Below are 26,823 nucleotides of genomic sequence, written 5' to 3'. Positions count from 1 at the left end.
GGTTCGCGCTGTTTGGCTGTGGATATGACGAAAACACCGAACACGGACGTGCTCGTCCTGGGCGGCAGCGGCAAGACCGGCCGCCGTGTGACCGAGGCGCTGCGCCGCCGTGGCGCACGCCCCCGCCCCGCCTCGCGCTCGGGCGGCCACAGGTTCGACTGGTACGACGAGGAGACCTGGGAACCGGCGCTGGCGGGGGTGGAGGCGGTCTACCTGGTCGATGCGCAGAGTGCCGACGCCGCGGAGCGGATGCGGGCCTTCGCCCGGCTCGCGGTGGACGGCGGAGCGCGCAGGCTGGTGCTGTTGTCGTCGCGGGACCTGTGGATGATAGGGGATCCCGCGCTCCTCACGGTCGAACAGGCCGTACAGGACTCCGGTGCGGAGTGGACGCTGCTGCGGCCGAGCTGGTTCTCGCAGAACTTCACGGAGGCGTGGTTCATGGCCGAGGGGATCGCGGCGGGGGAGCTGCGCCAGCCGACCGGAGACGGGTTGGATCCCTTCATCGACGCCGAGGACATCGCCGAGGTGGCGGTGGCCGCGCTCCTCGATGACGGTCACGCGGGGCAGGCCTACGAGCTGACCGGGCCGCGCCTGCTGTCCTTCGGCGACGCGGTGGCGGAGATCGCGCGGGCGACGGGCCGGGACATCGGCTACGTCCCGGTGACGGAGGAGGAGTACGCGAAGGAGATGGCGCGCAGGGGCGTCGCGGCCGAGGAGATCGAACAGTTCATCATGCTGTTCGGCAGGATCCGGCGTGGAGCGAACGCCTATCTCGCCGATGGTGTCCAGCGGGCGCTGGGCCGAGAGCCCCGGGACTTCGCCGACTACGCCGCGTCGATCGAGGTTCGGGGGTCCTGAGACGCCGGTGCGTTCACGGCCGACCGAGGGAGGGCCCGGATGGGTCCGACCGCGCGGTGGGAAGTCCCGTGGGCGGCGCCGGACCCGCCCGGAGAGGACGGAGGGGCAGGGCCGAGGCGACCGGTGCCGGCGTGGACCCGGCTCGATCACCGCCCACAGGCGGCGGACCGGCCCTGACCATGGGGGCACCCGGTCCGGGTGGCGCCCGATCGCTCCCCCGCCCCGCGGGCCTCGGCCCGCGGGGCGGGGGAGCGGAGCCGCAGTGTTCAACGCCGGCCCTTGGGCGGGGAACCGGGGGTCCAGTTGAGCGCGCTGGCACGCTCCATGAACTCCTCGACGCTCAACTCGCCGCGCGCGAACCGTTCGGCCAGCATCCGTTTCGCGCTGGTCTCGGGAGGTTCGGCGGCCGGACGGGCCCACGGCGGGCGGCCCCCATGGCGGCGGACGGACAGGAACACGACCAGTCCGATCAGCAGGAACAACAGGAACATGGTGCCTCCGAAGGCGTGCAGGAACAAGGGCGGGCCGTCGCCCCAGGAAGGGGCGGCCTGGGCGATGGCACCGGATGCGGCCGCGCCCGTGGCGAGGAACATGCTGTACATGCGGAGATGATCGCGCGCGGAACCCCGCCGTGTCGTCGCCCCGCGGGCGGCTTCGCGGCTACGCACCGCTGCGTAGCGCGGATACGCACGGCGGCCGACGTCCGATGAGGGGCGGAGGACTATCGTCGTTAGCGCGGCCCGTACCGGCACATGAGAGGGGGTGCCGCAGTGCCGCCGAGAACCACACGTGTCCTGGCCCTGGACATCCCGCTGGGGATCCTCCTCGGCTCCCTCGTCCTGTTCGCGACGCGGGCCCAGCTCGGCATGGGCGAGGGCGGCCCGCAGCCCGGGGCCGCGGGCCCGCCGTGGGCGGGCGACCGTCTCCCCCCGTTGCCCGTCACCGTCTATGCGGCGGTGGCGGTGGCGACCGCCGGCGTGATGGCACAGCGGGTATGGCCGCGCACGGCGTTCGCGCTCACCGCGGCCGCGGTCACCGGGTTCCTCGCCACGGGCCGTCCCTTCGGGCCGATCCTGCTGCTGTTCGCGGTGGGGCTCTTCTCGCTGGCGGTGACCCTCCCGCCGCGAGTCTGGGCACCCTGGTCGGCGCTGATCCTGCCCGTCATCGCCGCGGGATGGTCGGGCCCCCTCTCCCCCTGGCGTGCCGATCCCGCCACGCTACGTTCCGCCGTGGGGTTCCTGGCGCTGACGGTGCTGGCCATGGCGCTGGGCTCCCTCGTGCGGATCCGCCGCGAGAACACCCGCCGGGACCGCGAGGAGGAACTCCGCCGCTCCCTCTACGAGGAGCGGCTGCGTATCGCCCGCGAGGTCCACGACGTCGTCGGCCACAGCCTCTCGGTGATCAGCATGCAGGCGGGTGTCGCGCTGCACGTGCTGGACCGGCGCCCCGAGCAGGCCGCGCCGTCGCTGGAGGCCATCCGCCGCACCAGCAACGAGGCGCTCGCGGAGCTGCGCGGCACGCTCGCGGTGTTCCGCGACCCCGACAACGGTCGCGAACCCCGCGCCACGGGACCCGCCGCCTCCCCGGCCCCGCTGCCGGGCCTGGAACGGGTCGGCGACCTCGTCGCCACGGTCACCGCCGCCGGGCGCCGGGCGCGGCTCCAGATCCACGGCGATCCCTCCCACCCGCCGGCCGCGGTCGGCCACGCGGCCTACCGCATCGTCCAGGAGGCGCTGACCAACGCCGTCCGCCACGCCGACGGTGCCGACATCCTGGTCACCCTGTCCCACCTGCCGACGCACCTCGTCGTCGAGGTCGCCGACGACGGGCCGGCGCGCTCCGCGCCCGTCGAGGGGACCGGGATCACGGGGATGCGCGAGCGTGCCAGGGCGGTGGGCGGCGCTTTGCGGGCCGGTCCGCGCCCCGGCGGCGGGTTCGAGGTACGCGCCGAGCTTCCGCTACGCGGGGCGGGGGAAGGAGGGTGACCAGGATCAGGGTGGCCGTCGCCGACGACCAGGCGCTGATCCGCATGGGACTGCGGGTCCTCCTGGACGCCGAGGAGGACCTGGAGTTCGTGGGCGAGGCCGCCGATGGCCGCGCCGCTGTCGAATTGGTCCGGCGTGAACGGCCCGACGTGGTGCTGATGGACGTGCGGATGCCGGTCCTGGACGGTATCGCGGCGTTGCGCCGGATCGCCGGCGACGAGTCGCTGGCGACCACCCGGGTCGTCGTGCTCACGACCTTCGAACTGGACGAGTACGTCTTCGACGCGCTCGCCGCGGGAGCCGCGGGCTTCCTGCTCAAGGACAGCGACCCCGGCGAGCTGCTCCGCGCCGTCCGGGTCGCCGCCGCCGGCGAGTCACTGCTCTCCCCCTCGGTGACACGACGGGTCATCGCCGAGTTCGCCGGCGGGGCGCGGACCCGCGGTACCCCCGGCCCCGACCTGTCCGCGCTCACCGAACGCGAACGCGAGGTCCTGGCGTTGGTCGGCGAGGGGCTGACGAACGAGGAGATCTCCCGCCGCCTCGTCGTCAGCCCCGCGACCGCGCGCACCCACGTCAGCCGGGCCATGGTGAAGCTGGGCGCCCGTGACCGCGCCCAGCTGGTCGTCATCGCCTACCGGGCCGGGCTGGTGCGCTGAGCTCAGCCCTTGACGCTGCCGGCCAGCAGGCCGCGCACGAAGTAACGCTGGAGCGAGAAGAACACCAGCAACGGCACGATCATGGAGACGAACGCGCCCGCGGTGAGGCGCTGCCACTCGTTGCCCCGTGTCCCCGCCATCTCGGCGAGCCGGACCGTCAACGGCGCGGTCTCCACACCGCCTCCGGCGAAGATCAGCGCGACGAGCAGGTCGTTCCACACCCACAGGAACTGGAAGATCGCCAGCGACATCAGCGCCGGAACGATCAGGGGGGTCACCACGCGCCGGAAGATCACCCCGTGCCCCGCGCCGTCGACCCGGGCGGCCTCGAACAGGCTGCGCGGCAGCTGCGCGATGAAGTTGTGCAGCAGGAACACCCCGAGCGGCAGCCCGAAGATCGTGTGCGCCACCCACACCGTGGTGAACTGGAACGCGCCCTCCAGCTCCCAGGCGGGCAGCACCTGGACGCCGCCGATGCTCACCCCCTCGGAGAAGAAGCTGAGCAGCGGCACCAGCGACATCTGCAGCGGGACGATCTGCAGGGCGAAGACGCCGAGGAAGATCCAGTCGCGTCCGGGGAAGTTCATCCAGGCCAACGCGTAGGCGGCGAGCGCGGCCAGTGCCACCACGAACACCGTCGAGGGCAACGTGATGACGAAGGAGTTGACGAAGTAGCTGGCCAACTGGCCCTGGCTGGCCGTACCGAACAGGACGTCACGGTAGTTGGCCAGGGTCAGGCTCGGGTCGGTGAAGAACGTCCACCAGCCGGTCGTCTTGATCTCCTGCTCGGGGCGGAAGGAGGAGACGAACAGCCCGAAGGTGGGCAGGGTCCACACGACGGCGATGACGATCGCCGCGATGCTCGCGGCCCGCCCCGACAGCCGGCGGCGGACCCGGGCCGCCGAGGACTCCGTGGCGGCGGGGGAGGTCGGGGCGCTCATCGCTGCTCCCTGGCACGTCGATTGGTGCGCATCTGCACGAGGACAAGAGGAATGACCAGAACGAACAGGAAGACCGCCAGCGCCGAGCCCTGGCCCAGCTCGCCGTAGCGGAACGCCTGGTTGTACATCTCGTTGGCGATCACGCTGGTGTCGAATTGGCCACCGGTCATGGTGCGCACGATGTCGAAGACCTTGAGCGTCTGCACCGAGATCGTGATCAGCACGACGGTCACGGTCGGCCAGACCGAGGGCAGCGTGATGTGGCGGAACAGCTGCCAGGGCGTCGTCCCGTCGAGGCGCGCGGCCTCGATGATCTCGGCCGGGATGGCCTTGATCGCGGCGGACAGCACGACCATCGCGAACCCGGCCTGCACCCAGATCAACACGACGATCAGCAGCAGCGTGTTCAGGGGCTGGTTGAGCAGCCACTGCTGGGGCTCGCCGCCGAACCAGACGACGATCTGGTTGAGCAGGCCGATCTGGTCGGATTCGGCGGGGCGCACCGCGTAGACGAACCGCCAGATGATGCTGGCGCCGACGAAGGAGATCGCCATCGGCATGAACATCAGCGACTTGGCCACCGACTCGAAACGCGAGCGGTCCACCAGGATCGCGTAGAGCAGCCCGGTCGCGGTCGCCAGGAAGGGGGCGAACAGCACCCACAGCAGCGTGTTGCGCAGCACCGTGAGGATCTCGGGCTGGGTGAACATCCAGACGTAGTTGTCCAACCCGACCAGGCTGTCACCGGATCTGTCGAAGAACGACAGCGCGGTGGTGCGAATCGCCGGGTAGACCAGGCCCAGCAGCAGCAACAGCAGCGCGGGGCCGAGGAAGCACACGGCCTGCCACCAGTCGCGCCGGGTCTTGGGCCCGCGGTCGACCAGGAGCAGGAGCAGACCGATGACGGCGGCGAACCCGGCGACGCCGATCACCAGCCACAGGATCTTGGGGAGTTCTTCGAGCAGGGAGAAGCCCATGCCGGCCCTTTCGGTGGGCGGACCGGGCGCCGGCACGCGCCGGCGCCCGGGACGGACTTACGGGAGGAGGGATGGGCGGGGACGGGGGCCGTCGCCCGCCTCGGGGGCAGCGGGAATCAGGAGGAGGGCCAGGATTCCTCGATGTAGGCGAGGGTCTCCTCGGTCTCGTCGCCGTTGATCCAGTTCGTCATGCCGCGCCAGAACGTTCCGGCGCCGACCGAGGCCGGCATCATGTCGCTGCCGTCGAACCGGAACACCGCCTCGGAGTCGCGCAGGGTCTCGGCGCCCAGTCGGTCGGTCGGGGCCTCGAGAAGGTCGAGGTCGAGGTCGCGGTGGGCGGAGAACCAGGAGCCCAGGGAGGCGCGGCTGTTGGCGTACTCCACGGTCGACAGGTACTCCTGGACCGCGACGACCTCGGGGCGGTCGGCGAAGGCGCCGATGAACTCGCCACCGCCGAGCACCGGGGTGCCGTGCTCCTCCTGGATGGGCGGCAGGTTGAAGGCGTAGACGTCACCGTCCTCGGCGACGGTGGTCCCCTCGGGCCACTGGGCGGCGTAGAAGGAGCCCATCAGGTACATGCCGCACTGCCGGTCGAGGATGGGGGTGCCCGCGTCCTGGAAGGAGGTCGTGGCGATGCTCTGCACCTCGCCGTGGCCGCCGTTGACGTAGTCGGGGTTGCGCAGGATGGAGTCGACGCGGTCGAGCGCCTCGGCGACGGCCGGATCGTCGAAGGGGATCTCGTGGTCGACCCACTGGTCGTAGACCTCGGGGCCGTGTTCGCGCAGCATGATGTTCTCGACCCAGTCGGTGGCGGGCCAGCCGGTGGCGTCACCGGACTCGATGCCGGCGCACCACGGCTTGATGCCGTCCTCGACCATCGCGTCGCTGATCTCGATCAGCTCGTCCCAGGTCGTGGGCGTCGCGTAGCCGTTGTCGGAGAAGAGTCCGGGGGAGTACCAGACGAACGACTTGACGTTGGCCCCCAACGGCGTTCCGTAGAGCTCTCCGTCGACGGTGGCGTAGTTCAGCCAGTCCTCGCTCCAACCGGATTCCGCGTTGGCGCGCACGCTTTCGGGAAGCGCGATGGCGTCACCTGATTGGGCGAAACGGGCGAGTAGGCCGGGTTGGGGGAAGAAGGCGAGGTCGGGGGCGTTTCCGCCGTCGACCTTCACCTGGATCTGCGCCTCGAATTCGCCGCTTCCCTCATAGGCGATGTCGATACCGGTGCACGAGGAGAACTCCGACCAGGATTCTTCCAGCAGCTCGGCCTCCTGGTCGCGAATGGAGGCGTAGATGGAAACGGTGGTGCCGTCGTGTCCCTGCCACTGCTCGTAGGCGTCGCAGTCGGCGGATTGGGGGTCGGCTCCCTGCGATTCGCCCGATAGGTAGGAACAGCCACCGGCGAGTAGCAGTAGGGGGAGTGACGCCGCGATGGTCGCGCGGCGGCGCGCGGGCGTGGTCATGCGTGTACCTCCAGTACCGCCGGATGGTGTGGTGTAGACCGGGGTTGTTTCGTCTGATGGAAGTGGTTTTGAGTGACGTTGTCCACATATATAGGTGCTCTCTGTCGTAACGTTTGTGTCACACATGGCGATGCGCCTGGTCAGCGGGTCTGACCTTTCCGGGGGCGTATCCGTTCATGGGGCGGGTGGTGCAACTCACGACCCCGGGACCTTGCGAAACGCGGCGAACCGCCAGATCTCGTCGGCGTGTCGGGGTGGGCCGGCGGGGAAGCGTCGTGACGCCGTGTCGTTTCCACGCCCATATCGACGTTGTTTTGTCAACGGTTGTATTACGCGAATGGTGGTACCTATATTTGCTTCGCCCTGCGGGTCGGGTGCCAATGACCCGCATTCCCGCCGAGGAGGACGAATATGCCCAGCGCCCTGTTCGAGCTCGACGTCGAACTCGTCACCTCGACCGACGACACCCCTGTTCACCCCGACGCCGCCCGCGAACTCGACGAGAACGCCGCCCTCACCCCCACGACGGTCAACACCTACGCCGCGGGAATCGCGATGTGCATTCCCTGCTGCTGACCTTCGGCCAAGGAAGAACGACCCCCATTGTCCGCCTCGGGCAATGGGGGACCGGGGCGGCCCGGTGAGCGAACGAACGGAACCCAGTGTCGCGTGATCCCCGGAATGGGGCGGTGTACCGTCCCGCGTCCTTCGGTGTCGTCCGGATGGCCGCGCTCCCCCTGCGTCACCCCGCCGTGGCCGTCACGGCACGCCCGGACGGAGCGGCCGCCGACCAGCGCGGATCCGCGCGCCTCCTGCTCGACCTCGTCGCCGACCCCGTCGTCCGCGAGGCGATCCAGACCTCCAGCGCCTCCCTCGCCGCGACCATCGCCCGCATCGAGTCCGGCCGCCCTGTCGACCAGGCCAGGGTGGATCGCGCGGTGCTCTCCGTCACCCGCTACCTCCTGCGGATGACCCGGCGCACCACCCCCTTCGGACTGCTCGCCGGAGTGGCCCCGGCGTCCTTCGGCGCGCCGACCGAGATCCGCATCGGCGCCCGCCACCACAAGCGGCCACGGCCGGACACCGCCTGGCTGGCCGGCCTCACCTCGGATCTCCACCACGACCCCAAGGCGCGGGACGGCCTCCTCCTCGTCGTCAACAACCTGTGCCACCGGCGCGGCGACCGGCTCGTCCTGCCCTATGTCCGCGAGGCCGACGGCCATCGGAGCGGCCCGGTGGCCCACGAGCTCACCGTCGGCCTCACCCCTGTCGTGCGCGCCGCGGTCGAGGCCGCCCGCCTGCCCCTGACCTTCGCGGAGCTGCGCGCCGCGGTCCGCGCGCGCTTCCCCGAGGCCGCCGCCGACGACGTCGACCTGCTCATCGGCCGTCTCGTCGACCGCGAGATCCTCCTCACCGACGTCGCGTCCCGTACCGACCTACCCGATCCGCTCGCCCACCTCGGTGAGCGCCTGGCGCAGACCGACGCCCCGGTGGCGATCGAAGTGCGGGAGGTGGCGCGGCTGCTGGACGCCTACGCGGCCACCGCGCCGGGAGAGGGCGGGGAGCGCTGGCGCGACGCCGTCACGGCCATGCGGCGGATGCGCTCCGCCGGCCTGCCCGGCGACCGCCCCCCGATCCAGGTCGACCTGCGGCTCGACGCCGACTTCCGCCTTCCCGAGGAGGTCGCGGTCGAGGCGGCGCGCGCCGCCGACGTGCTGTGGCGGTTGGCCCCCGCGGGCGCGGCCCACACCCCCCAGCTCGCCGACTACCACCGGGCGTTCCTGGACCGGTACGGGATCGGTCGTCTGGTGCCCGTCCGGGAGCTGCTCGACCCCCACCTCGGCCTGGGAGTCCCCGCCGGCTACCGGATGCCCCCCCGGGGACCGCCCCGCCCCGCCCGAAGCCGCCACGCCCTACCCGGCCTCCCGCGACGAGACGCTGGGACACGCCCTCCACGCCGCCCTCGCCGCCGGGCCGGGCAGCGAGCTCGTCCTCGACGACGGGCTGGTCGCCGCCCTCTCGGGGGAGGGGGAGGAGGTCCCGCCCTCCCCGACACTCGACCTGTGCGTCCAGATACTCGCCCGCTCCGCGGACGCCCTCGCCGAGGGGGACTTCCGACTGGTGGTGGCCAACGGCTCCTACACCGCGGGGGCGATGGCCGGGAGGTTCGCCCACCTCCTCGGCCTCGAACGCGAACTGGCCGGCCTGCACGCGGAGCGGGGGGACGGGCCCCTCACCGCCCACCTGTTCTTCCAGCCCTACGCGGCGCGCTCGGGCAACGTCGCGCGCACCCCGCTGCTGGCCCCCAGGGCCGTCGCGGTGGGCTGCTTCCCGGTGGAGCGGGACGGGGCGGGCGATCCCGTCGACCTCGGCGATCTGGCCGTGGGGGCCACCGGCGAACGGCTCTACCTGGCCCTGGCCTCCACCGGGCGGGAGGTGAGGGTCATCCGTCCCACCATGCTCAACATCGTCACCGAGGCCCCCAACATCGCCCGCTTCCTCGCGGCGGTCTCGATGAGCGGGGTCCGTCCCTGGGCGCCGTGGCAGTGGGGCCGTCTGGACGCGCTGCCCCACCTTCCCCGGGTCCGCCGGGGCCGCAGCGTCCTGGCGCCCGCCCGCTGGCGGCCGGACCCCACACTGTGCGACCCCGCGCTGCCGGAACGCGCGTGGGAGCGCGCCCTCGCTGCCTGGCGGGAGCGGCTGGGCGTCCCCGACGTGTTGCGGGTCAGCGCGCTCGACCGCCACCTGGACCTCGACCTCGGCGCGCCGATGCACCGGAGGTTGCTCCGCGCCCAGCTGCGCGAACGCGCGGTCCCGCTGCTTCAGGAGTCCCCCCTCGCCGATCCGGCGGAATCCGGCTGGAGCGACGGTCACGCCGCCGAGGTCGTGGTGCCGTTGCTGTCCCTCCGCCCCGGGCCGCCGGCCCCGGCACCGGCCCGGCTCGCCCCACGGGTGGCCCACCCGCCCGGAGGCGAGTGGCTCTATGCGAAGGTCTACGTCGCCCGTGACCGCATGGACGCGCTCCTCGTCCGCGACCTGCCGGCCTTCCTCTCCACGGTGGAGGCCGACGTCGACCGCTGGTTCTTCCTGCGCTACGTCGATCCGGCCCCGCATCTGCGGCTGCGGCTGCACGGGCGGCCCGAGCGGTTGCTCTCCGCCGTCCTGCCCGCCCTGCACGCCTGGGCGGCGGCCGTCACCGAACGCGGGGTGATCCGCAAGGTCGTCCTCGACACCTACGAACCCGAGGTCCTCCGCTACGGCGGTCCCGATGCGATCGAGTACGCCGAGCGGCTCTTCGACGCCGACAGCCGTGTCGTGGCCGGCCAGCTCGCCGCCCGCGCGCGGGGGGTGACCGCCCCGCCCCTGGAGACGCTGGCCGCGATGAACCACGCCGAACTCCTGCGCGGCCTGGGGGAGTGGGACTGGTGCGGCTGGGTGCTCGACACCTACCCCATCGAGCTGCAGAAGGAGGTCGCCCCCACGGTACGCCGGACCGCCGCCCCGCTGGCCGACCCGGATCGGTGCCGCAGACTCGCCGGACCGCCGGGGAGGGCGGACGAGCTTTTCGCGCACTGGCCGGCCCGCGCCGCGGCGGCCCGCGCCTACGGTCGTGCCCTGGGGATCGGCGGTTCGAAACGGCCCTCCCCCGCGGCCGCCACGGCCGTCGCCGGCCTCCTGCACATGCACGCCAACCGGCTGCTGGGCATGGACCCCGCCGCGGAGCGCCGCTCCTACGGCCTATTGCGCAGCGCGGTCCGGACCAGGGTGGGCCGGACGGGGGGAGGGGCCCGATGAGCGCTCCGCAGCGGGTCCGTGCGGCGCGTGTCGTGGAGGAGGTCGCCCGGCGGCTGAGCGATCCCGACGCGGTCGTCGCGGCCACCCGGGCCAACGCCGGGCGTCGCGGGGTCGATGAGTCCCGGTCCCCGTTGTGGGAGCCGGGCTCGCTCAACCGGGGGTATCCCGGGCTCGTGCTCTTACCCGCCGAGTTGGGCCTCTCGGCCCCCGACAGTGAGGGACACCGGCTCAACGCGCACAGGTACCTGGAGCTGTCGGCCGCGGCCACCCGTGCCCGACCCGCGCACGGCGCGTTCGCCGGAGTGGGCGCGCTGGCCTCCGCGGCCCGTGTCGCCGCGGGCGCCGACGGCGACTACGCGGGGCTCCTGGCCCGGACGGACGCCCGTATGGCCGAGCACGCCCACCGGTTGGTGGCGCTGCACGTCTCCACCCGTGCGGCCGGGGAACCGACCTACCCGGCGCTGGTGGACGTCCTCAGCGGCCTCAGCGGAGTCGGCCGTTATCTGCTGCACCGGCGCAGGGCCGCCGCCCCCGACGTGGCCGCCGCCCTGCGCGCGGCCCTGGGCTGTCTGGTCTCCCTGCGCCTGCCACTGTCGGTCCGAGGGGTCGAGGTGCCCGGGTGGTGGTTCGGCGCCACCTCCCGCACCCGTGTCGCCGAGGAGTTCGCGGACGGACAGGTCAACCTGGGTCTCGCCCACGGGGTCCCCGGCCCGTTGGCCCTGCTCTCCCTGGCCTGGGAGGAGGGGGTCCGGGTCGACGGGCAGGCCGAGGCGATCGAGGGCATGGCGCGGTGGCTGCTGGAGTGGCGCGAGGAGGACGCCGCCGGACCGTACTGGACCGCCTACATGCCACTGCGCTACTACGCGGACCGGCGGGCCTGGCCCACGCCCCTGCCGGCGCGTCCCTCGTGGTGTTACGGGGCCGTGGGGACCGCCCGCGCCCTCGACCTCGCCGGGCGGGCCCTGGGACGGCCCGAGTGGGTCGGGGCCGGTCTCGAGGCGGTGCGGGCCATGCTCCGCAGGCCCGTCGCGGACTGGGGCGTGGTCGACGACGCCCTCTGCCACGGTCGGGCCGGGATCCTGTACCTGCTCGGCCTGTTCCACGCCGACCACCCCGAGGCCGGCTTCGGGCCGGCGGTCGAGGAGAGCGCGGCACGCCTGCTGGCCGGCTTCGATCCCGAGGCCCCGTTCGGGTTCCGCTTCCACCAGCCGGCCGCCGACCTCGATCTGGACATGCCGGGGTTCCTCGACGGCGCCGCGGGGATCGCCCTGGCCCTGCACGCCTACGCCACCGGCCGTCCGCCGGCCAGCGGCTGGGACACCCTGCTCCTCCTCCGCTGAGGCGGCCTCCCGGGACATGACGCCCTGCGTTTCGCGGCGCCCTCCAGGGTGCTTCGCCACCGGGCGCGCCAACGCGGCGGGATGCGGACGGCGCCGCGGGTGCCCGGAGCCGTGGCGTGGCTCGCCGGCAATCCGGGACCCGGGACACGCGCTCGGCAGGAGGGCCCCGAACCGGTCTCCCCGAGGGGTTGCCCGTGATCGCTCAGGGCGAACAGGAAACAGGGAACAAAGGGAGACTCTTCTTTATTGAGTGCTAGTGACTCAACAAGGAGGGTCAGATGACCGAAACGCAGACCGCCGTGACGCTGCCCGTCCTGCCACTGGACGACGATGTCGTCCTGCCCGGCATGGTCGTGCCGGTCGGCATCTCCGACAGTGAGGTCCGCGCCGCCATCGACGCCGCCAGGGCCGGAGAAGAGGAGCAGGCCACGGCGTCCGGCATCCGCGCCACCCCCAAGTCCCGCGTTCTCATCGTTCCGCGCATCGACGGCTCCTACGCGGCCGTGGGCACCGTCGCCGTCGTCGAGCAGGTCGGCCGCACCCCCGAGGGCGAGCCGGCCGCCGTACTCCGGGGGGTCGCCCGGGCCCGTGTCGGCAGCGGCACCACCGGCCCCGGCACCGCGCTGTGGGTCCTGGCCGTGGTCCACGACGAGGAACCGCCTGAAGGCGGCTACCCCGGCCGCGTCCGCGAACTCGCCCGCGAGTACAAGACCCTGCTCACCACCTACCTGCAAAAGCGTGGGGCCTGGCAGATCATCGACGGGATCCAGCAGCTGGAGGACCCCGGACGTCTCGCCGACCGCGGCGGCTACTCCCCCTTCCTCAAGACCTCCCAGAAGCTGGAGCTGCTGGAGGGGTACGACGTCGCCGAACGCCTCGGCCGGTTGATCGAGTGGACCCGCGAGTACCTGGCCGAGCTCGACGTCACCGAGACCATCCGCAAGGACGTCCAGGAAGGGGTGGACCGGCAGCAACGCGAGTTCCTGCTGCGCCGCCAGCTCGAGGCCGTCCGCAAGGAACTCGACGAGCTGTCCGGCAGGCCCTCCAGCGAGGAGGCGGACTACCGCGAGCGGGTCGAGGCCGCGGACCTGCCCGAGCACGTCCGTACCGCCGCTCTCGCCGAGGTGGACCGGCTGGAACGGGCCGGAGACGCCTCCCCTGAGTCCGGTTGGATCCGCACCTGGCTGGACACCGTGCTTGCCATGCCCTGGAACGAGCGCAGCGAGGACGCCTACGACGTCTCCGAGGCGCGCGAGGTGCTCGACGCCGACCACGCGGGTCTGGACGACGTCAAGGAGCGCATCGTCGAGTACCTCGCGGTGCGCCGGCGCCGCTCCGACAAGGGCCTGGGGGTGGTCGGCGGCCGTCGCAGCGGGGCCGTGCTGGCGCTGGTCGGACCGCCCGGTGTCGGCAAGACCTCGCTGGGGGAGTCCGTCGCCCGCGCGATGGGACGCGCGTTCACCCGCGTCGCCCTGGGCGGCGTCCGCGACGAGGCCGAGATCCGCGGGCATCGCCGCACCTACGTCGGAGCGCTGCCCGGCCGTATCGTCCGCGCGATCAAGGAGGCGGGCACGATGAACCCGGTCGTGCTGCTCGACGAGATCGACAAGGTCGGCAGCGACTTCCGCGGGGATCCGGCGGCCGCGCTGCTGGAGGTCTTGGACCCGGCCCAGAACCACACCTTCCGCGACCACTACCTGGAGGTCGACCTCGACCTCAGCGACGTGGTGTTCCTCGCCACCGCCAACGACGTCGAGGCCATTCCCGGCCCGTTGCTGGACCGCATGGACCTCGTGCGGCTCGACGGCTACACCGAGGACGAGAAGGTGGTCATCGCCCGGGACCATCTCCTCCCGCGTCAGTTGGAGCGGGCGGGGCTGGACGCCGAGGAGGCGCTCCTCGGCGAGGACGCGCTGCGTCGCCTGGCCGCCGAGTACACCCGTGAGGCGGGCGTGCGCGGTCTGGAGCGGGCGATCGCCCGGGTGCTGCGCAAGATCGCCGCCTCCGTCGCCCTCGGGGAGCGCGGACTCCCCGTCACCGTGGCGGCGGAGGACCTGCCCGACTACATCGGCCGGCCCCGCCACGTTGCGGAGCCGGCGGAGCGCATCACCGCGCCGGGGGTGGCCACCGGCCTGGCGGTCACCGGCGCCGGGGGTGACGTGCTCTATGTCGAGGCGTCGCTCGCCGACCCCGAGTCCGGCGCGAGCGGGTTGACCCTGACCGGCCAGCTCGGCGACGTGATGAAGGAGTCCGCCCAGATCGCGCTCTCCTACCTGCGTTCGCGGGGCGCCGAGATGGGGCTGCCCGTGGGCGATCTCAAGGAGCGGGGGATCCACGTCCACGTGCCCGCCGGCGCCGTCCCCAAGGACGGTCCCAGCGCGGGGATCACCATGACCACGGCCCTGGCGTCGTTGCTGTCGGGGCGCCCGGTCCGCTCCGATGTCGCGATGACGGGGGAGGTGTCGTTGACCGGAAGGGTGCTGCCGATCGGCGGGGTGAAGCAGAAGTTGTTGGCCAGCCTGCGCAGCGGGATCACCAACGTGATCATCCCGGCGCGCAACGAGCCGGACCTCGACGACCTGCCCGCCGACGTCCTGGCCCGGTTGAACGTCCACCTGGTGGACGACGTTCGCGAGGTGGTGGAGATCGCGTTGCAGCCCGCGCGGCGCACGGAGGCCGTGGCCGCGTGACGGTCGCACCGGGGCGCCGTCGCGGACGGCGCCCCGGTCCCGCCGGCGGCGGGGCGGGGGAGATCCCGGACGACCCGTTAGATTGGACCCATGACGTCTGCGCACGCCCCCGAGCTCCACGTCGCCCTGATCGGCTTCGGCAAGGGCGGTGAGGTCTTCCACGCTCCCCTGATCGATGCCACGCCCGGCCTGCGTCTGTCGGCGGTCGTCACCGGCGACCCCGAGCGGGCCGCCCGGGTGCGCGAGCGCTATCCCGAGACCGAGGTGCTCGCCTCGGTCGAGGAGTTGTGGCGTCGGGCCGAGGATTTCGAGATCGTGGTCGTGGCCTCCCCCAACGCCACCCACGTCCCGTTGGCGCGTGCCGCGCTCAAGGCGGGCCTCGCGGTCGTCGTGGACAAGCCGTTCGCGCTGACAGCGGCCGAGGCGCGCGAGCTCGCCGAGGAGGCCGAGCAGCGCGACCTTCCTCTCACGGCCTTCCACAACCGGCGCTGGGACAGCGACTTCCTGACGGTGTGGAAGCTCATCGACGACGGGAAGCTCGGCGAGGTCCACCGCTTCGAGTCGCGCTTCGAGCGCTGGCGGCCCCAGCCCAAGGACACCTGGCGCGAGCGGGGGACGGCCGACGAGGGCGCGGGGTTGCTCTACGACCTGGGGCCGCACCTCGTGGACCAGGCGATCAACCTGTTCGGACCGGTGGCCACGGTCTACGCCGAACTCGATTCCCGCCGCCCCGGGGTGGCTGCCGACGACGACGCCTTCGTCTCGCTCCACCACGCCTCGGGTGTGCGCTCCCACCTGTGGATGAGCGCGCTGGCGGCCCAGCTGGGGCCCCGCTTCCGGGTCCTCGGCGACCGTGGCGCGTTCAGCATCCGCGGTCTGGACGGCCAGGAGCGCCGGCTGGAGCGGGGCGAGCGCCCCGACGCCGCCGACTGGGGCGAGGAACCGATGGTCAAGTGGGGCGCGCTCGGTGTCGAGGGCGATCTGCTCGCGGTGGCCAGCGAGCGCGGCGACTACCCGGCCTTCTACGCCGCGGTCCGCGACGCCGTGGGCGAGGGGGAGCCGCTTCCGGTGGAGCTGCACGAGGTCGTCCACGGCCTGGAGGTCATCGAGGCGGCGCGGGAGAGCGCCCGGACCGGACGGGCGGTGCACCTGTCCGCCAAGTCTGAGGCGGACTGATCCACGGGAGGGCGCGCGGTGGCCCTCCCCGGCCTCCTCGCCGCCGCGCGGCGCGCGCCGGCGGTGCCCTTCGGGAGCGGCCTGTCAGGCCAGTCCCTCGGCGACGAGGAGGGCCCCCTCCTCTAAAACGAACGCGCGGAACGAGGCCACGGCGGGCGGCTCGTAGCCGGCCGGACGCCACACCAGTCCCAGGGTGCGCACCGCGCCGGGGTCGTCGATGACGAGTTCGCCGGTCCCGGGGAGGAGGCCGTACCGGTGGGGCGGCAGGACCGCCACGCCCAGCCCCGCGGCCACCAGACCGCGGGCGGTGTCGATGTCATCGCCCTCGAAGGCCACGCGGGGCGCGAAACCGGCCCGGTGGCACAGGTCGTCGGTCAGGTGCCGCAGGCCGCGCCCGGGTTTGAGCGCGATGAAGTCCTCCCGGGCCACCGCGCGCAGCGCCACCCGCTCGCGTCCGTTGAGCGGGTGGCTGTCCGGGACGACGAGCCGCAGTGGCTGGGTGTGCAGGACCCGGGTGTCCAATCCGGGTTCGGCGGGCAGTGGAGAGGTCAGCGCCAGGTCCACCGAACCGTCACGTAGGTGGTGCATCGCCGCCGCCCACACGTCCTGGATGAGGGCGAAGCGCACGTCGGGATGGCGCGCGCGGAATCCGCGGATCAGCGCGGGGACGACCTCGGCGCCCAACGTCGGCGGAAACGCCAGGGTCACCCGGCCGGCCGAGGCGTCCGTCAGTTCGGCGGCCCCCTCGGCCAGGGTCTCCAGCGCCCGTCGGACGTGGGGGAGGAGGACCCGGCCGGCCCGTGACAGCCGGACGCCCCGTCCGGTGCGTTCCAGCAGCTCCAATCCCAGTTCCTCCTGAAGGCGGGCCAGCGCGCGGCTGACCGTGGGCTGGGGGACCCCCAGTGCGTCCGCCGCCTGGGTGATGTGCTCGTGGGTGGCCACGGCCTCGAACATGCGGAGCCGGGGCGCCAGTACGTGGGCGATGCGGCGGATCTCCTGACCATCCATGCGTATCAGTATCGAACATCCGATATCCATGTATTGGACGTATGGAATGGCCGTGTTTAACGTCGAGGGAGTGACCTCGACCTCGACTGATATGACTTCGGCGGACCAGGAGTCCGGGGACGACCCGGCCCGCGGAACGAACGGCGCCTCCTCCTGGCAGGGGTGGCGGCGGGGAACGGGTGGCCACCGGCGGATCATGGCCGCGATGGGGGCGGCCGGGGTCGCGACCTTCGCCCAGCTCTACGCGGTCCAGGCGGTACTTCCCGGGCTCGCCTCCACTTTCGACGCCTCGGCCGCGCAGACGGCGTTGACGGTCTCCTTCGCCACCGGGGGCCTTGCCGGATTCGTCCTGTTGTGGAGTGGGGCGGCCGACCGGTTCGGCCGGGTCCAGGTGATGATGACGGCCTTGGCGGTCTCCACGCTTCTCGGGCTGTTCGCGCCCTTGGCTCCTGAACTGTGGGCCCTCATCGCGCTGCGCGCGGTCCAGGGGGCCTTCCTCGGCGGAGTTCCCGCGGTGGCGATGGCCTACCTGGCGGAGGAGATCCACCCCGCGGACCTGTCCCGCACGGCCGCGGGATACATCGCGGGCACCACCATCGGGGGCATGACCGGGCGGCTGCTCTCGGGGGTCGTGGCCGACTTCGGCGGCTGGCGTTGGGGGATCGCGGCGGACTCCGCGCTGGGGCTGGTGGCGTTCGTGGTGTTCGCCGTCGCCGTCCCGAGGGCGCGGGGGTTCACGCCGGTCCGGCGTGGGACGGGCCCCGGCCTGCTGCGGCGGTTGGCGGGGGCGCTGCGCGATCCCGGCCTGGTGGCGCTGTACTGCCAGGGGCTGTTCCTCATGGGCGCCTTCGTGACGGTCTACAACTACCTGGGCTTTCGGATGCTGGGGGAGCCGTTCGGCGTCTCGCAGACCGTCGTGGCCTTCCTGTTCGTCGCCTACCTGGCGGGCACCGCGGGTTCGGCGATCGCGGGCGGGCTGACCGGGCGGCTCGGCCGGCACACGATCCTGCTGGCGGGCGTGGCCGGCATGGTCGTGGGGATGGTCGGACTGGCGGTCACCTCGCTGATCGCGGTGGTCGTCGGGCTGCTGGTGATGACCTTCGCCTTCTTCGCCGCCCACACCACCGCTTCGGCGTGGGTGGGACACCGCGCCACGACCGGCCGCGCCCAGGCGTCGGCGCTCTACACCCTCGGCTACTACCTCGGGTCGAGTCTGTTCGGCTGGCTCGGCGGCGTGGTCTACGGTCACCTCGGCTGGGGCGGCGTCGTGGGCTACGTCGTGGCGTTGTGCGCCGCCGCGGCCCTCTCGGGGGTGATGGTGCGGTTCCCCGTTCCCGCCGCCCGCTGAACCCGGGTCGCTCCGGCCCCGATCCCTCGGCACGGCCGTGGCGCCGCGTGACGCGCGGCGCCACGGCCGTGTTCGCGTTGCGCCATCGGATCGGCGCGCGTTGTGAGCGTCCGCGTATGCGCGTGGTGCGCACTTCACGCATTTGAAACCTCCATCTTGCGTAAAATGAGCAAAAAGGTCATGATGGGGCGAACGTTACGCGCATGACCTGGCAGGAGGAGTCGATGGGACGCCACCAGCGGCTGCTGGACGCCGTCACCGAGGGGATCCAACGCGTCGAGGATCTCGCCGACGCCCTCGGCGTCAGTCCCTCGACGGTCCGGCGTGGGCTCAGCGAGCTGGAGCAGGCCGGGAAGGTGGTGCGCACCCACGGAGGCGCGGTTCCGGTCAGCGCGACCACCGAACTGTCGTGGACGCAGAAGAGCGAGCGCAACGCGACCGCCAAACGGCGCATCGCCGAGCGCGCCGCCGAGCTCGTGGAGGACGGCGCCGTCGTCCTGCTCGACGCCGGCAGCACCACCACCTTCGTCGCCGAACGCCTCGCCGACCGCTCCGGGCTGACCATCGTCACCAACGGCATCGGCCCCCTGTGGGCGCTGCACGACGCCGAGGACGTCGAGGTCATCCTGATCGGCGGACACGTCCGGCAGCGACGCGGCTCGATCGTCGGCGACTACGCGCGCGCCGTCCTCGACCGCGTCACCGCCGACATCGCCTTCATCGGAGCCGACGGGCTCGTGCCCGGGCGCGGCCTCAACTGCGCCAGCTCCGAACTCGCCGCGGTCAAGGAACTCCAGATGCGCAGCACGCGGCACACCGTCGTCGTCGCCGACTCCACCAAGATCGGCGCGGCGCCGTTCCCGCACTGGGCGATCGTCCCCGGCCCCTACACCGTCATCACCGACGAGGGCGTCACCGAGGACGACCGCGCCTCCCTCACCGAGGACCCGCGATGCTCCCCCCTCATCGTTCCCCTCGGTCCCGATTCCCCGGCAATGACGCCGGCGGAAGGCTAAGGAAGAAGAACGAGTATGGAACTGCAGCTGCTCGCGGCGCTGGCGCTCGGCGTCGCCGCGGTTGTCGCGCTCATCCTGTGGTCGCGACTGGACGCGTTCGTCGGCCTGCTGGCCGGTGCGCTGGTCACCGGCGTGGTGGCCGGAGTCCCGGTCACCGAGCTGATCGACCACATCAGCACGGGATTCGGTAGCACGCTGGGCGGTATCGGCGTCGTCATCGCCCTGGGCGTGATGATCGGCAAGATCCTGGAGGAGAGCGGTGGTGCCGACGCGCTCGCCAAGCTCTTCGTCCGGATGGCCGGTAAAGGACGCGAGGACGTCGCCATGACCGCCACCGGCGCGGTCGTCTCGGTCCCGGTGTTCTGCGACTCCGGGTTCGTCATCCTGCACCCGTTGGCCCGTTCGCTGGCCCGCCGCTACGGCAGGCCGATCGTCACGCTGTGCCTCGCGCTGGCGGGCGGCCTGGCCATCACCCACCACATGGTGCCCCCGACCCCCGGCCCCCTGGCCGCGGCCGGCCTCTTCGGCGCCGACCTCGGCTCGGTGATCCTCGCCGGCCTGCTGTTCGTCATCCCCCTCATCCCCGTCGTCGTCGCCTACGCGCGCATCGTGGGACCGCGCCTGGAGTCCCAGCTCGACCCGGCCCTCGTCGGCGACGCCGACGAGGACGAGATCGGCAAGGAGCCCGCCGACCCCCGGATCGGCGCCTTCCGCGCGAGCATCCCGCTCCTGCTGCCGCTGCTGCTCATCGTCGGCAACACCGTCACCGGTGCCGCCATGGAGGGCAGCGCGGTCGCCACCGTCTTCGCCTTCCTCGGCGAGCCCGCCATCGCCCTGCTCATCGGCCTGGCCATCGCCGTCTACCTGCTGCCGCCGCGCGGCACCGACCGCAAGACCGTGCTCGGCTGGCTGACCGCCGCCGCGGCCTCGGCCGGCATGATCGTCTTCATCACCGGTGCCGGCGGCGCGTTCGGCGAGGTCCTGCGCCAGTCCGGCGTGGGCGACGCGCTCGCCGACGCCGTCTCCGGCTGGCCCGTCCCGATGTTCCTCATGCCGTTCCTCATCGCGAGCTTCGTCCGCGTCGCGCAGGGGTCGGGTACCGTCGCGATCATCACCGCCGCCACGCTGAGCGCCCCGATCGTCGAGGCCGCCGGCGTCAACCCGACGCTGGCCGTACTGTCGGCCTGCGCCGGTTCGATGGTGTTCTCCTACTTCAGCGACTCCTTCTTCTGGGTCGTCACGCGGTTCACCGGGCTGTCCGGCGTGGCCGCCATGAAGATGTGGAGTGGGATGACCACCACGCTGTGGCTCGCCAGCCTTCCGCTGCTGGGTGTCGCGGCGCTGATCCTGAACTGAGGAGACCGTCATGGCTCAGGTCCTCGTCGTCGCCGACGACCTCACCGGCGCCAACGCGACCGGCGCGCGCTTCGCCCGCATGGGGATGCGCGTGGCAACCGTGGCGCCCGAGCACGTCACCCACGTGGCCGACGACTACGACGTCGTCATCGCCAACCTGGACAGCCGGCACCTGCCGCCGCAGCAGGCCGCCGACCTCGTCACCGACGTGATCGAGGCGGTGTGGCCGGTCGGACTGGTCGTCAAGCGCACCGACACCACCCTGCGCGGCAACATCGGGGCCGAGCTGGAGGCCGCCTGGCGAGCGGTGCGGGAACGCTTCCCCGCCGGCACGCGGGTGCGCGCGCTGTTCGCGCCGGCCTTCCCCTCGTCCGGGCGGGTCACCGCCGACGGGGTCCAGCTTCTCGACGGTGTCCCGTTGGAGCGGACCGAGCTCGCGTTCGACCCGCTCAGCCCGATGCGGACCAGCATCGTCACCGACATCATCGCCCAGCAGAGCGACCTGGCGGTGCGTCACGTCCCGATCCGCCAGGTCACCCACGCGATGCTCACCGCGGACCTGGTGGCGGGGGACGAGCCCATCGTGCTGTGCGACGCCCTGACCGAGCAGCACCTCGCCGACATCGCGACGGCCGCGGCAGAGGCCCACCGCAGGGACGGGACGGTCTGGGTGTCGGTCGACCCGGGCCCGGCCGGGGCGCTGCTCGCCGACGCGCTGCGCCTGGGCGGTCGCGGCAACGCGGCCGGCCCCCTGCTCGCCGTCGTCGGCAGCGCGACCGAGCTGACCCGGCGCCAGCTCGACGCGGTCGCGCGCACCGGACCGGTCCGCTTCGTCGACGTGGACGTCACCAGGCTGGCCTCCGGCGACGAGGAGCACCGCGACGACCTCGCCGCGGCCCTCACCGACCACCTCACCACCGCCGTCTTCCCCGAGGTCGTGGTGTTGCGTACGGCCACCTCGGCCGGCGACGTGGTGGAGCTGCCGGCCGAGTCCCGCCGCGCGTTGCCGCGCCTGCTCGCCGAGCTGGTCACCGAGGTCGTCGAGGAGGCCGGGCGCGCCGCCGGGGCCACCGGCCTGCCCAGCGGGCTGTACACCAGCGGAGGCGACGTCACCTCGGCGGTGCTCGACGAGCTCGGGGTGCACGCCTTCGAGGTCGGCGGCGAGGTCGTCCCGCTGGCGGTCCACGGGACGCTGAGCGGCGGCCCCCTGGACGGCATCCCCATCGTCACCAAGGGCGGCCTCATCGGTGACGACACCACCATCCTGGAGTGCTTCGCCAAGTTGCGCCGCGCGGTCCAGACCCGGCTGCGCAACGTGCGCTCCGAGGTCTCCGAGCACGTGCTCATCAGCGGCGGACGGCCGCGCGACTGACCGACTCATCCGGGCGTGACCTCCCCACGCCCCCACCCACTGGAGGGACCAGACATGACCGAACGCCCCACCCTCGCCGTCACCGTCGGCGACCCCGTCGGCATCGGACCGGAGATCACCGTGCGCACCCTCGCCGAGGTCGGCGCCTCGGCGTCGGCCCGCGGCGTCGTCGTCGCCGACCCGGCCGTGCTGCGCCGCGCCGTCCAGGTGTGCGGCCTGGACGTCGAGATCCGCACGGTGTCCTCGTGGGACCTGCCCCCCGAGCAGGAGGGGGTCATCGACTGCTACGACATCGACGTCCTGGGTGAGCAGGAGCTCGCCTGGGGCGTGGTCGACGCCCGCGCGGGCCGGGCCGCGGTGCGCGCCATCGAGGTCGCGACCAAGGCCGCCATGGACCGCGACGTCGCCGGCATCGTCACCGGCCCCATCAACAAGGAGGCCATCTGGGCGGCGGGCAGCAAGCACCTCGGCCACACCGAGATGCTGGGCGAACTGACCGGGGTGACCCGCCAGACCACGATGTTCGTGGTGCGGGGCAAGAAGATCTTCTTCGGCACCCGGCACCTGTCGCTGCGCAAGGCCCTCGACCAGATCAACGAGGAGCAGCAGGTCGCCGTCATCAACGAGGCGCTGACCGCGCTGCGCGTGTTCGGCGACGACGAGCCCCGCCTGGCCGTGGCCGCCATCAACCCGCACGGCGGCGAGAACGGCGCCTTCGGCGACGAGGAGATCGTCCACCTCAAGCCGGCGATCGAGCGGGTGCGGGCGACCGGCGCCGACGTCACCGGACCGGTCCCGGCCGACTCGGTGTTCCACCAGCTCCTCCAGGGGCGCTACGACGGCGTGCTGTCGCAGTACCACGACCAGGGGCACATCGCGGCCAAGACGTTCGACTTCCACGGCACCATCTCGGTGACGGTCGGCCTGCCGATCCTGCGCACCTCGGTGGACCACGGCACCGCGTTCGACATCGCGGGCAAGGGGCTGGCGGAGGAGGGCACGATGAAGTCGGCCTTCCTGCACGGCGCGGAGTTCTCCCACTTCGCCGACCGCATCCGGGCCGAGTATGGTAGCTGACCCCGGCCTCCCCGCCCCTTCCACGCGGCGTGGAAGGGGCGGGGCCGAGACGGCCTGTGGACGGCCACCGCGCGGGCGAAGGCCGTTCGCCTAACGTCGGGACTCCCAACCGACCCGTCAGGGAGGCCCACGGTGCGCTGTGTCGTCCAGATCGAGATCGAGGCGGCGGGCGCTGTGCCCGTCCTCGACGAACTCCGTTCCCGGGGGGCCGCCCATGTCCTGACCGAGGACCTCGGCGCGATCGTGCGCGTCGAGGGGCCCGGGGGGATCGTGGTCCGCCTCCTGGAGCATCGGTGTCTTCCCCACGACCGGGGCGTCCTCGTCGGTCTGCTCGCCGAGGCCCCGTCGCCCGACCGGGCCGGCACCGGACTGCGTCTCGCGTTGGCCCGCCTCCTGGGCGAGCGCGCCTGCCTGGCGGGATGGCGGGTGGCGCGGGTCTGGACGGTCCCGGTCGCCGCCCCGCCGTCCCCTCCGGGCGCTTCCGGGGCGGGGGCGCGATGACCTCACTCGTCGGCGAACACCTCGGGCACCGCGAACGGGGGGCGGCCCGATCCCGACACCGGGTGTCCGCCCCAGACGTTGGGATCGCCGATCCTGCCATGCCCCTCGTGGCCCTCGGGGGTGCGCACCACGACCGTCCTCGCCTTCCCGGCCGCGTACCACTCGCTGACCTCGCTGTTGGGGGCCAGCCGGCCGACCCAGCGGTAGCCGCCGGTCAGCGGGTCGAAGTGACCCGCCAAATGGGCTTCGGCGGCGATCTCCCGCTCGTCGACCACCACGGTCACCGGACCGCGGTACTCCTCTTCCTCGTCTCCCATGCCGCTCATCTCGCGCCTTCCTGGATGTTCGTGAAACGGTGTGGTGCGGTCCCGCCCGCGGGCGGGACCATGTCAGGCCGCCACGGCCGTCCGGGACGCCGGCGTCTCGCGGCGGAGGAGGTAGTTGGCCGGGTCGAACCTGCGCGTGCGCAGCGCGTAGGACCAGGTGAACGTCGGCCACAGCGTGGTGTTGCGGCCCTCGGAGTTGAGATACCAGCTGTCGCAGCCCCCCGAGGTCCACACGGTTCCCTCCAGGGCGTTTTGGACCCACGTGTTGTAGGCGTCCTGGGCGTCGGCGCGCACCTCGATCCGGTCCAGCCGGTTGCGGCAGGCGTAGCGCAGCGCGGCCATCACGTAGGCGATCTGCGCCTCGATCATGAACACCTGCGAGGTGTGCCCGAGCCCGGTGTTGGGTCCGGTCAGCAGGAAGAAGTTGGGGTAGCCGTTGATGGTGGTGCCGCGGAACGCCTGGGCGTCCTCGCCCCACCGCTCGCCCAGGGCCACCCCCGCCGCGTCGTGGACACGCTGCGCCACCGGGATGTCGGTGACGTGGAACCCGGTGCCGAAGATGATCGTGTCCACGTCGTGCTCGGCACCGTCGCGGGTGATGATCGAGTGTTCCCGGATCTCGGCGATGCCCTCGGTGACGACCGAGGCGTTGGGGCGGGTGAGCGCCGGATAGTAGTCGTTGGACATCAGGATGCGCTTGCAGCCGATGGTGTAGTCCGGCGTCAGCTTCGCCCGCAGCCACGGGTCCTTGACCTGGCGGCGCAGGTGGAAACGGGCGAGCGCCTCGGCGGCCTTCGTCAGCCTGGGGTTCTTGGCGAACCCGAACACGTAGTTCTCCCGCGCCCAGTAGATGCTGGTCCGGGCGATCCGCTGGGTCACGGGCAGGGCGCGGTAGAGCCGTTGCTCGATCCCGCTGATGGGGCGGTCGTGGCGTGGGATGATCCACGGCGGCGTGCGCTGGAACAGGTGCAGGCGCCGGACCAGCGGCTGGATCCGGGGGACGAACTGGATGGCCGAGGCGCCGGTCCCGATGACCGCGACATCGCGTCCGCGCAGGTCGTGGTCGTGGTCCCAGCGCGCCGAATGGAACACCGTGCCGGCGAACCGCTCGAGGCCGGGGATGTCGGGGATCGACGGATCGCTCAACGGCCCCGTCCCGCTGACCAGGAACTGCGCGGTCAGCGTCCCCCCGCTCGTCTCCAGCCGCCAGCGGTTGGCGTCGGGCTCCCAATGGGCCGCCAGCAGTTCATGACCGAACCGGACATGGCGCACCACGTCCTCGTCCTTGGCCACCCGCAGCAGGTAGTCCCAGATCTCCGGCTGGGGCGAGAAACTGCGGCTCCAGCCGGGGTTGGGCGCGAAGGAGAAGGAGTACAGGTGCGAGGGGACGTCGCAGGCGGCACCGGGATAGGTGTTGTCCCGCCAGGTGCCGCCGATCTCGTCGGCGCGTTCCAGCAGCACGATGTCGTCCAGACCGGCTCGTTTGAGGCGGACGGCCATGCCCAGTCCGGCGAACCCCGTACCGATGATGGCGACGCGGTGGTGGGGCACTCCCGAGGCGGGGGGCTCAGGGGCTTTCGTCACGAGCGGACCTTTCACGAGGGAAACCGGGGTCGGCCACGGCGTCCGGTGACACGGGCGCGATCGTTCCACCGGGACGCCGTGGCCGCTGCGCACGGCCGGGGCACGAGGCCGGGGCCGTGCGAGTTCGACGGGCCGTGGCGGTGTGCGCGCGACGATCGGTCAGGCCGGCGCCCCGGGGCGCCCCAGCAGACCCGCCTTGCGCCACAGGTACCTGCCCGGACCCGAGATGGCTCCGGCCTTGCTGAGCGTCGCCACGACCTTGCGCGCGGCCCAGGTGCGCGTGTCCACCCAGTGCGGGTTGCGCAGCGCGACCCTGCGCGCCTCGCGGGGGTTCAGTCCCACCGCCGCGTAGCAGCGGGGGTTGATGAGGCGGGTGGTGGAGTAGTAGACGACGAGGCCGAGCACGAGCCGGGTGTAGGCGCGGGACAGCGCGTTCCTCCTGGGCCAGTCGCGGATGAACTCCTCCCGCGCGTAACGCATGTGCCGGGCCTCCTCGACCACGTGGATGCGCGAGACCGCGCGCACCAGGGGTTCCAGGGACTCGTCGGTCATGGCCTCGCGCTGGATCTGGTCGAGGATCTCCTCGACGAACAGCGCCCCACTGAAGGTGAGCGGGCCGTTGGAGATCGTCTTGAACACCTTGCCGAGGAAGTGGGTCACCGGGTCGAGCCGGTAGTAGGGGGCGCCGAGCCTGCCGACCATCTTGGCGAACATCACCGAGTGACGGCACTCGTCGGCGATCTCGGTGTAGGCGTACTGGATGTGGTTGGAGGTGGGGTCGCGGTCGTAGGCGTGGCGTACCAGCATCTGCATGAGGATCGTCTCGAACCAGATCCCGATGCTGGCGATGCTGGCGACCTCGTGGCGGCTCAGCTCCTTGCGCTGCTCCTCGGTCATGCGGTCCCACAGCTCCGTCCCGTACAGCGAGACCCGCTCGGGGCGGAGGGCGTAGCGGTCGCGGTCGATCGGCGCGTCCCAGTCGATCTCCACCAGCGGGTCGAAGGACGCCTTCGCCGAAGAGCGCAGAAGCCGTTTGGCGATGTCCTCGCGGTCGGTCGGGGCGGGCGCCTGTGCCTGGACGGTCATGGCGTTTCTCCTTGCGGGTGCGGCGCTGCTGTGCGTGAGGGACGGACGGGCCCCGGTGTGCCGGCAAGCCGCGGGGTGTCCGGCCGGGCCCATCCCCGACGAGGCGGTGGCGAGAGCGGGGTGGTGGGCGCCGTGGAGCCGGAGGCGGGGCGGAGATGAGGGGCGCGTCCGCTGAGATCACCCTGCGTGTCCGGCGCCAATGTGACCTCCTCCACAGTTCTCATTAAGAACGTTACAATGAGCATTGTCACGATGCAATAGGGAATTT

Annotated in this window: 22 protein-coding genes and 2 pseudogenes; 16 read left to right on the top strand and 8 right to left on the bottom strand. The window is 72.3% G+C overall.

Annotated elements, in window-relative coordinates; translation table 11 throughout:
* Positions 1-24: 24 nt before the first annotated feature.
* On the top strand, positions 25-858 hold the full coding sequence (locus B5D66_RS14685; protein WP_078762294.1) for an NAD(P)H-binding protein: 834 nt from the start codon (positions 25-27) through the stop codon (positions 856-858).
* Between the two features lie 266 nt (positions 859-1,124).
* Here the strand turns inward: B5D66_RS14685 and B5D66_RS14680 are convergent, their stop codons facing one another.
* Positions 1,125-1,460, bottom strand: a complete 336-nt coding sequence (locus B5D66_RS14680; protein ID WP_078762293.1) for an SHOCT domain-containing protein — start codon at positions 1,458-1,460, stop codon at positions 1,125-1,127.
* A gap of 168 nt (positions 1,461-1,628) precedes the next feature.
* On the opposite strand from B5D66_RS14680, the gene B5D66_RS14675 reads away from it, so the two are divergent.
* Together B5D66_RS14675 and B5D66_RS14670 are read left to right on the top strand one after the other, a co-directional pair.
* Positions 1,629-2,843 (top strand): sensor histidine kinase, encoded by a 1,215-nt coding sequence (locus B5D66_RS14675; RefSeq protein WP_235001004.1) that lies wholly within the window; start codon positions 1,629-1,631, stop codon positions 2,841-2,843.
* A 5-nt stretch (positions 2,844-2,848) separates the two neighbouring features.
* Positions 2,849-3,499, top strand: a complete 651-nt coding sequence (locus B5D66_RS14670) for a response regulator transcription factor (protein WP_394330058.1) — start codon at positions 2,849-2,851, stop codon at positions 3,497-3,499.
* 2 nt (positions 3,500-3,501) lie between these two features.
* On the opposite strand, the gene B5D66_RS14665 is transcribed toward B5D66_RS14670, so the two are convergent.
* The 3 genes from B5D66_RS14665 to B5D66_RS14655 all read right to left on the bottom strand — a co-directional run bounded on the left by B5D66_RS14665 (position 3,502) and on the right by B5D66_RS14655 (position 6,880).
* Positions 3,502-4,440: a carbohydrate ABC transporter permease gene (locus B5D66_RS14665; RefSeq protein ID WP_078762290.1), complete on the bottom strand. Its 939-nt coding sequence runs from the start codon at positions 4,438-4,440 to the stop codon at positions 3,502-3,504.
* The gene (locus tag B5D66_RS14660) at positions 4,437-5,417 is read right to left on the bottom strand and encodes a carbohydrate ABC transporter permease (protein WP_078762289.1); all 981 of its coding nucleotides are present in this window, start codon (positions 5,415-5,417) and stop codon (positions 4,437-4,439) included. The genes B5D66_RS14665 and B5D66_RS14660 overlap by 4 nt, the downstream gene beginning before the upstream one ends.
* Before the next feature lie 116 nt (positions 5,418-5,533).
* On the bottom strand, positions 5,534-6,880 hold the full coding sequence (locus B5D66_RS14655) for an ABC transporter substrate-binding protein (RefSeq protein ID WP_078762288.1): 1,347 nt from the start codon (positions 6,878-6,880) through the stop codon (positions 5,534-5,536).
* Positions 6,881-7,291: 411 nt separating this feature from the next.
* Here B5D66_RS14655 and B5D66_RS25760 point away from each other — a divergent pair, with 411 nt between their 5' ends.
* From B5D66_RS25760 to B5D66_RS14630, 7 genes and pseudogenes are all read left to right on the top strand, one after another.
* A complete protein-coding gene (locus B5D66_RS25760) occupies positions 7,292-7,456 on the top strand; it encodes a hypothetical protein (RefSeq protein WP_200813651.1) in 165 nt (54 codons plus the stop codon).
* Positions 7,457-7,602: 146 nt separating this feature from the next.
* A pseudogene (locus tag B5D66_RS26570) lies at positions 7,603-8,721 on the top strand (lantibiotic dehydratase family protein); the annotation flags it as partial.
* A gap of 91 nt (positions 8,722-8,812) precedes the next feature.
* Positions 8,813-9,655: pseudogene (locus B5D66_RS26145) on the top strand (lantibiotic dehydratase); the annotation flags it as partial.
* Positions 9,650-10,675 carry a thiopeptide-type bacteriocin biosynthesis protein gene (locus B5D66_RS26140; protein ID WP_268805390.1) on the top strand — a complete coding sequence of 342 codons (1,026 nt, stop codon included), beginning with the start codon at positions 9,650-9,652 and terminating at the stop codon, positions 10,673-10,675. The pseudogene B5D66_RS26145 and the gene B5D66_RS26140, both read left to right, overlap by 6 nt.
* On the top strand, positions 10,672-12,015 hold the full coding sequence (locus B5D66_RS14640) for a lanthionine synthetase C family protein (protein WP_078762285.1): 1,344 nt from the start codon (positions 10,672-10,674) through the stop codon (positions 12,013-12,015). The genes B5D66_RS26140 and B5D66_RS14640 overlap by 4 nt, the downstream gene beginning before the upstream one ends.
* Before the next feature lie 278 nt (positions 12,016-12,293).
* On the top strand, positions 12,294-14,705 hold the full coding sequence (gene lon / locus B5D66_RS14635) for an endopeptidase La (RefSeq protein ID WP_078762284.1): 2,412 nt from the start codon (positions 12,294-12,296) through the stop codon (positions 14,703-14,705).
* Between the two features lie 90 nt (positions 14,706-14,795).
* On the top strand, positions 14,796-15,881 hold the full coding sequence (locus B5D66_RS14630) for a Gfo/Idh/MocA family oxidoreductase (protein WP_078762283.1): 1,086 nt from the start codon (positions 14,796-14,798) through the stop codon (positions 15,879-15,881).
* 84 nt (positions 15,882-15,965) lie between these two features.
* Here B5D66_RS14630 and B5D66_RS14625 read toward each other — a convergent pair whose 3' ends face one another.
* Positions 15,966-16,889, bottom strand: coding sequence for a LysR family transcriptional regulator (locus B5D66_RS14625; RefSeq protein WP_078762282.1), 924 nt, complete (start codon positions 16,887-16,889; stop codon positions 15,966-15,968).
* 196 nt (positions 16,890-17,085) lie between these two features.
* Here B5D66_RS14625 and B5D66_RS14620 point away from each other — a divergent pair, with 196 nt between their 5' ends.
* From B5D66_RS14620 to B5D66_RS14595, 6 genes are all read left to right on the top strand, one after another.
* Positions 17,086-18,237 (top strand): MFS transporter, encoded by a 1,152-nt coding sequence (locus tag B5D66_RS14620; RefSeq protein ID WP_235001011.1) that lies wholly within the window; start codon positions 17,086-17,088, stop codon positions 18,235-18,237.
* A gap of 203 nt (positions 18,238-18,440) precedes the next feature.
* A complete protein-coding gene (locus tag B5D66_RS14615) occupies positions 18,441-19,253 on the top strand; it encodes a DeoR/GlpR family DNA-binding transcription regulator (RefSeq protein WP_235001003.1) in 813 nt (270 codons plus the stop codon).
* Between the two features lie 15 nt (positions 19,254-19,268).
* Positions 19,269-20,609: a GntP family permease gene (locus B5D66_RS14610; RefSeq protein WP_078762280.1), complete on the top strand. Its 1,341-nt coding sequence runs from the start codon at positions 19,269-19,271 to the stop codon at positions 20,607-20,609.
* A gap of 10 nt (positions 20,610-20,619) precedes the next feature.
* On the top strand, positions 20,620-21,981 hold the full coding sequence (locus B5D66_RS14605; protein ID WP_078762279.1) for a four-carbon acid sugar kinase family protein: 1,362 nt from the start codon (positions 20,620-20,622) through the stop codon (positions 21,979-21,981).
* Between the two features lie 54 nt (positions 21,982-22,035).
* Complete coding sequence (pdxA, locus tag B5D66_RS14600; protein ID WP_078762278.1) at positions 22,036-23,058, top strand: 4-hydroxythreonine-4-phosphate dehydrogenase PdxA; 1,023 nt, start codon at positions 22,036-22,038, stop codon at positions 23,056-23,058.
* A gap of 132 nt (positions 23,059-23,190) precedes the next feature.
* Positions 23,191-23,559, top strand: a complete 369-nt coding sequence (locus tag B5D66_RS14595; RefSeq protein ID WP_078762277.1) for a hypothetical protein — start codon at positions 23,191-23,193, stop codon at positions 23,557-23,559.
* Between the two features lie 2 nt (positions 23,560-23,561).
* Here the strand turns inward: B5D66_RS14595 and B5D66_RS14590 are convergent, their stop codons facing one another.
* The 3 genes from B5D66_RS14590 to B5D66_RS14580 form a co-directional block, all read right to left on the bottom strand.
* Entirely contained in the window at positions 23,562-23,885 is a 324-nt protein-coding gene (locus B5D66_RS14590; RefSeq protein ID WP_078762276.1) for a DUF4873 domain-containing protein, read from the bottom strand.
* A gap of 63 nt (positions 23,886-23,948) precedes the next feature.
* A complete protein-coding gene (locus B5D66_RS14585) occupies positions 23,949-25,469 on the bottom strand; it encodes a flavin-containing monooxygenase (protein ID WP_078762275.1) in 1,521 nt (506 codons plus the stop codon).
* A 159-nt stretch (positions 25,470-25,628) separates the two neighbouring features.
* Positions 25,629-26,555: an AurF N-oxygenase family protein gene (locus B5D66_RS14580; RefSeq protein ID WP_078762274.1), complete on the bottom strand. Its 927-nt coding sequence runs from the start codon at positions 26,553-26,555 to the stop codon at positions 25,629-25,631.
* Between the last annotated feature and the right edge of the window lie 268 nt (positions 26,556-26,823).

The organism is Marinactinospora thermotolerans DSM 45154, from assembly GCF_900167435.1.
GTDB lineage: Bacteria > Actinomycetota > Actinomycetes > Streptosporangiales > Streptosporangiaceae > Marinactinospora > Marinactinospora thermotolerans.
Note: the sequence above shows the minus strand (reverse complement) of the source record. Positions and strands in the feature narration are given on the sequence as shown.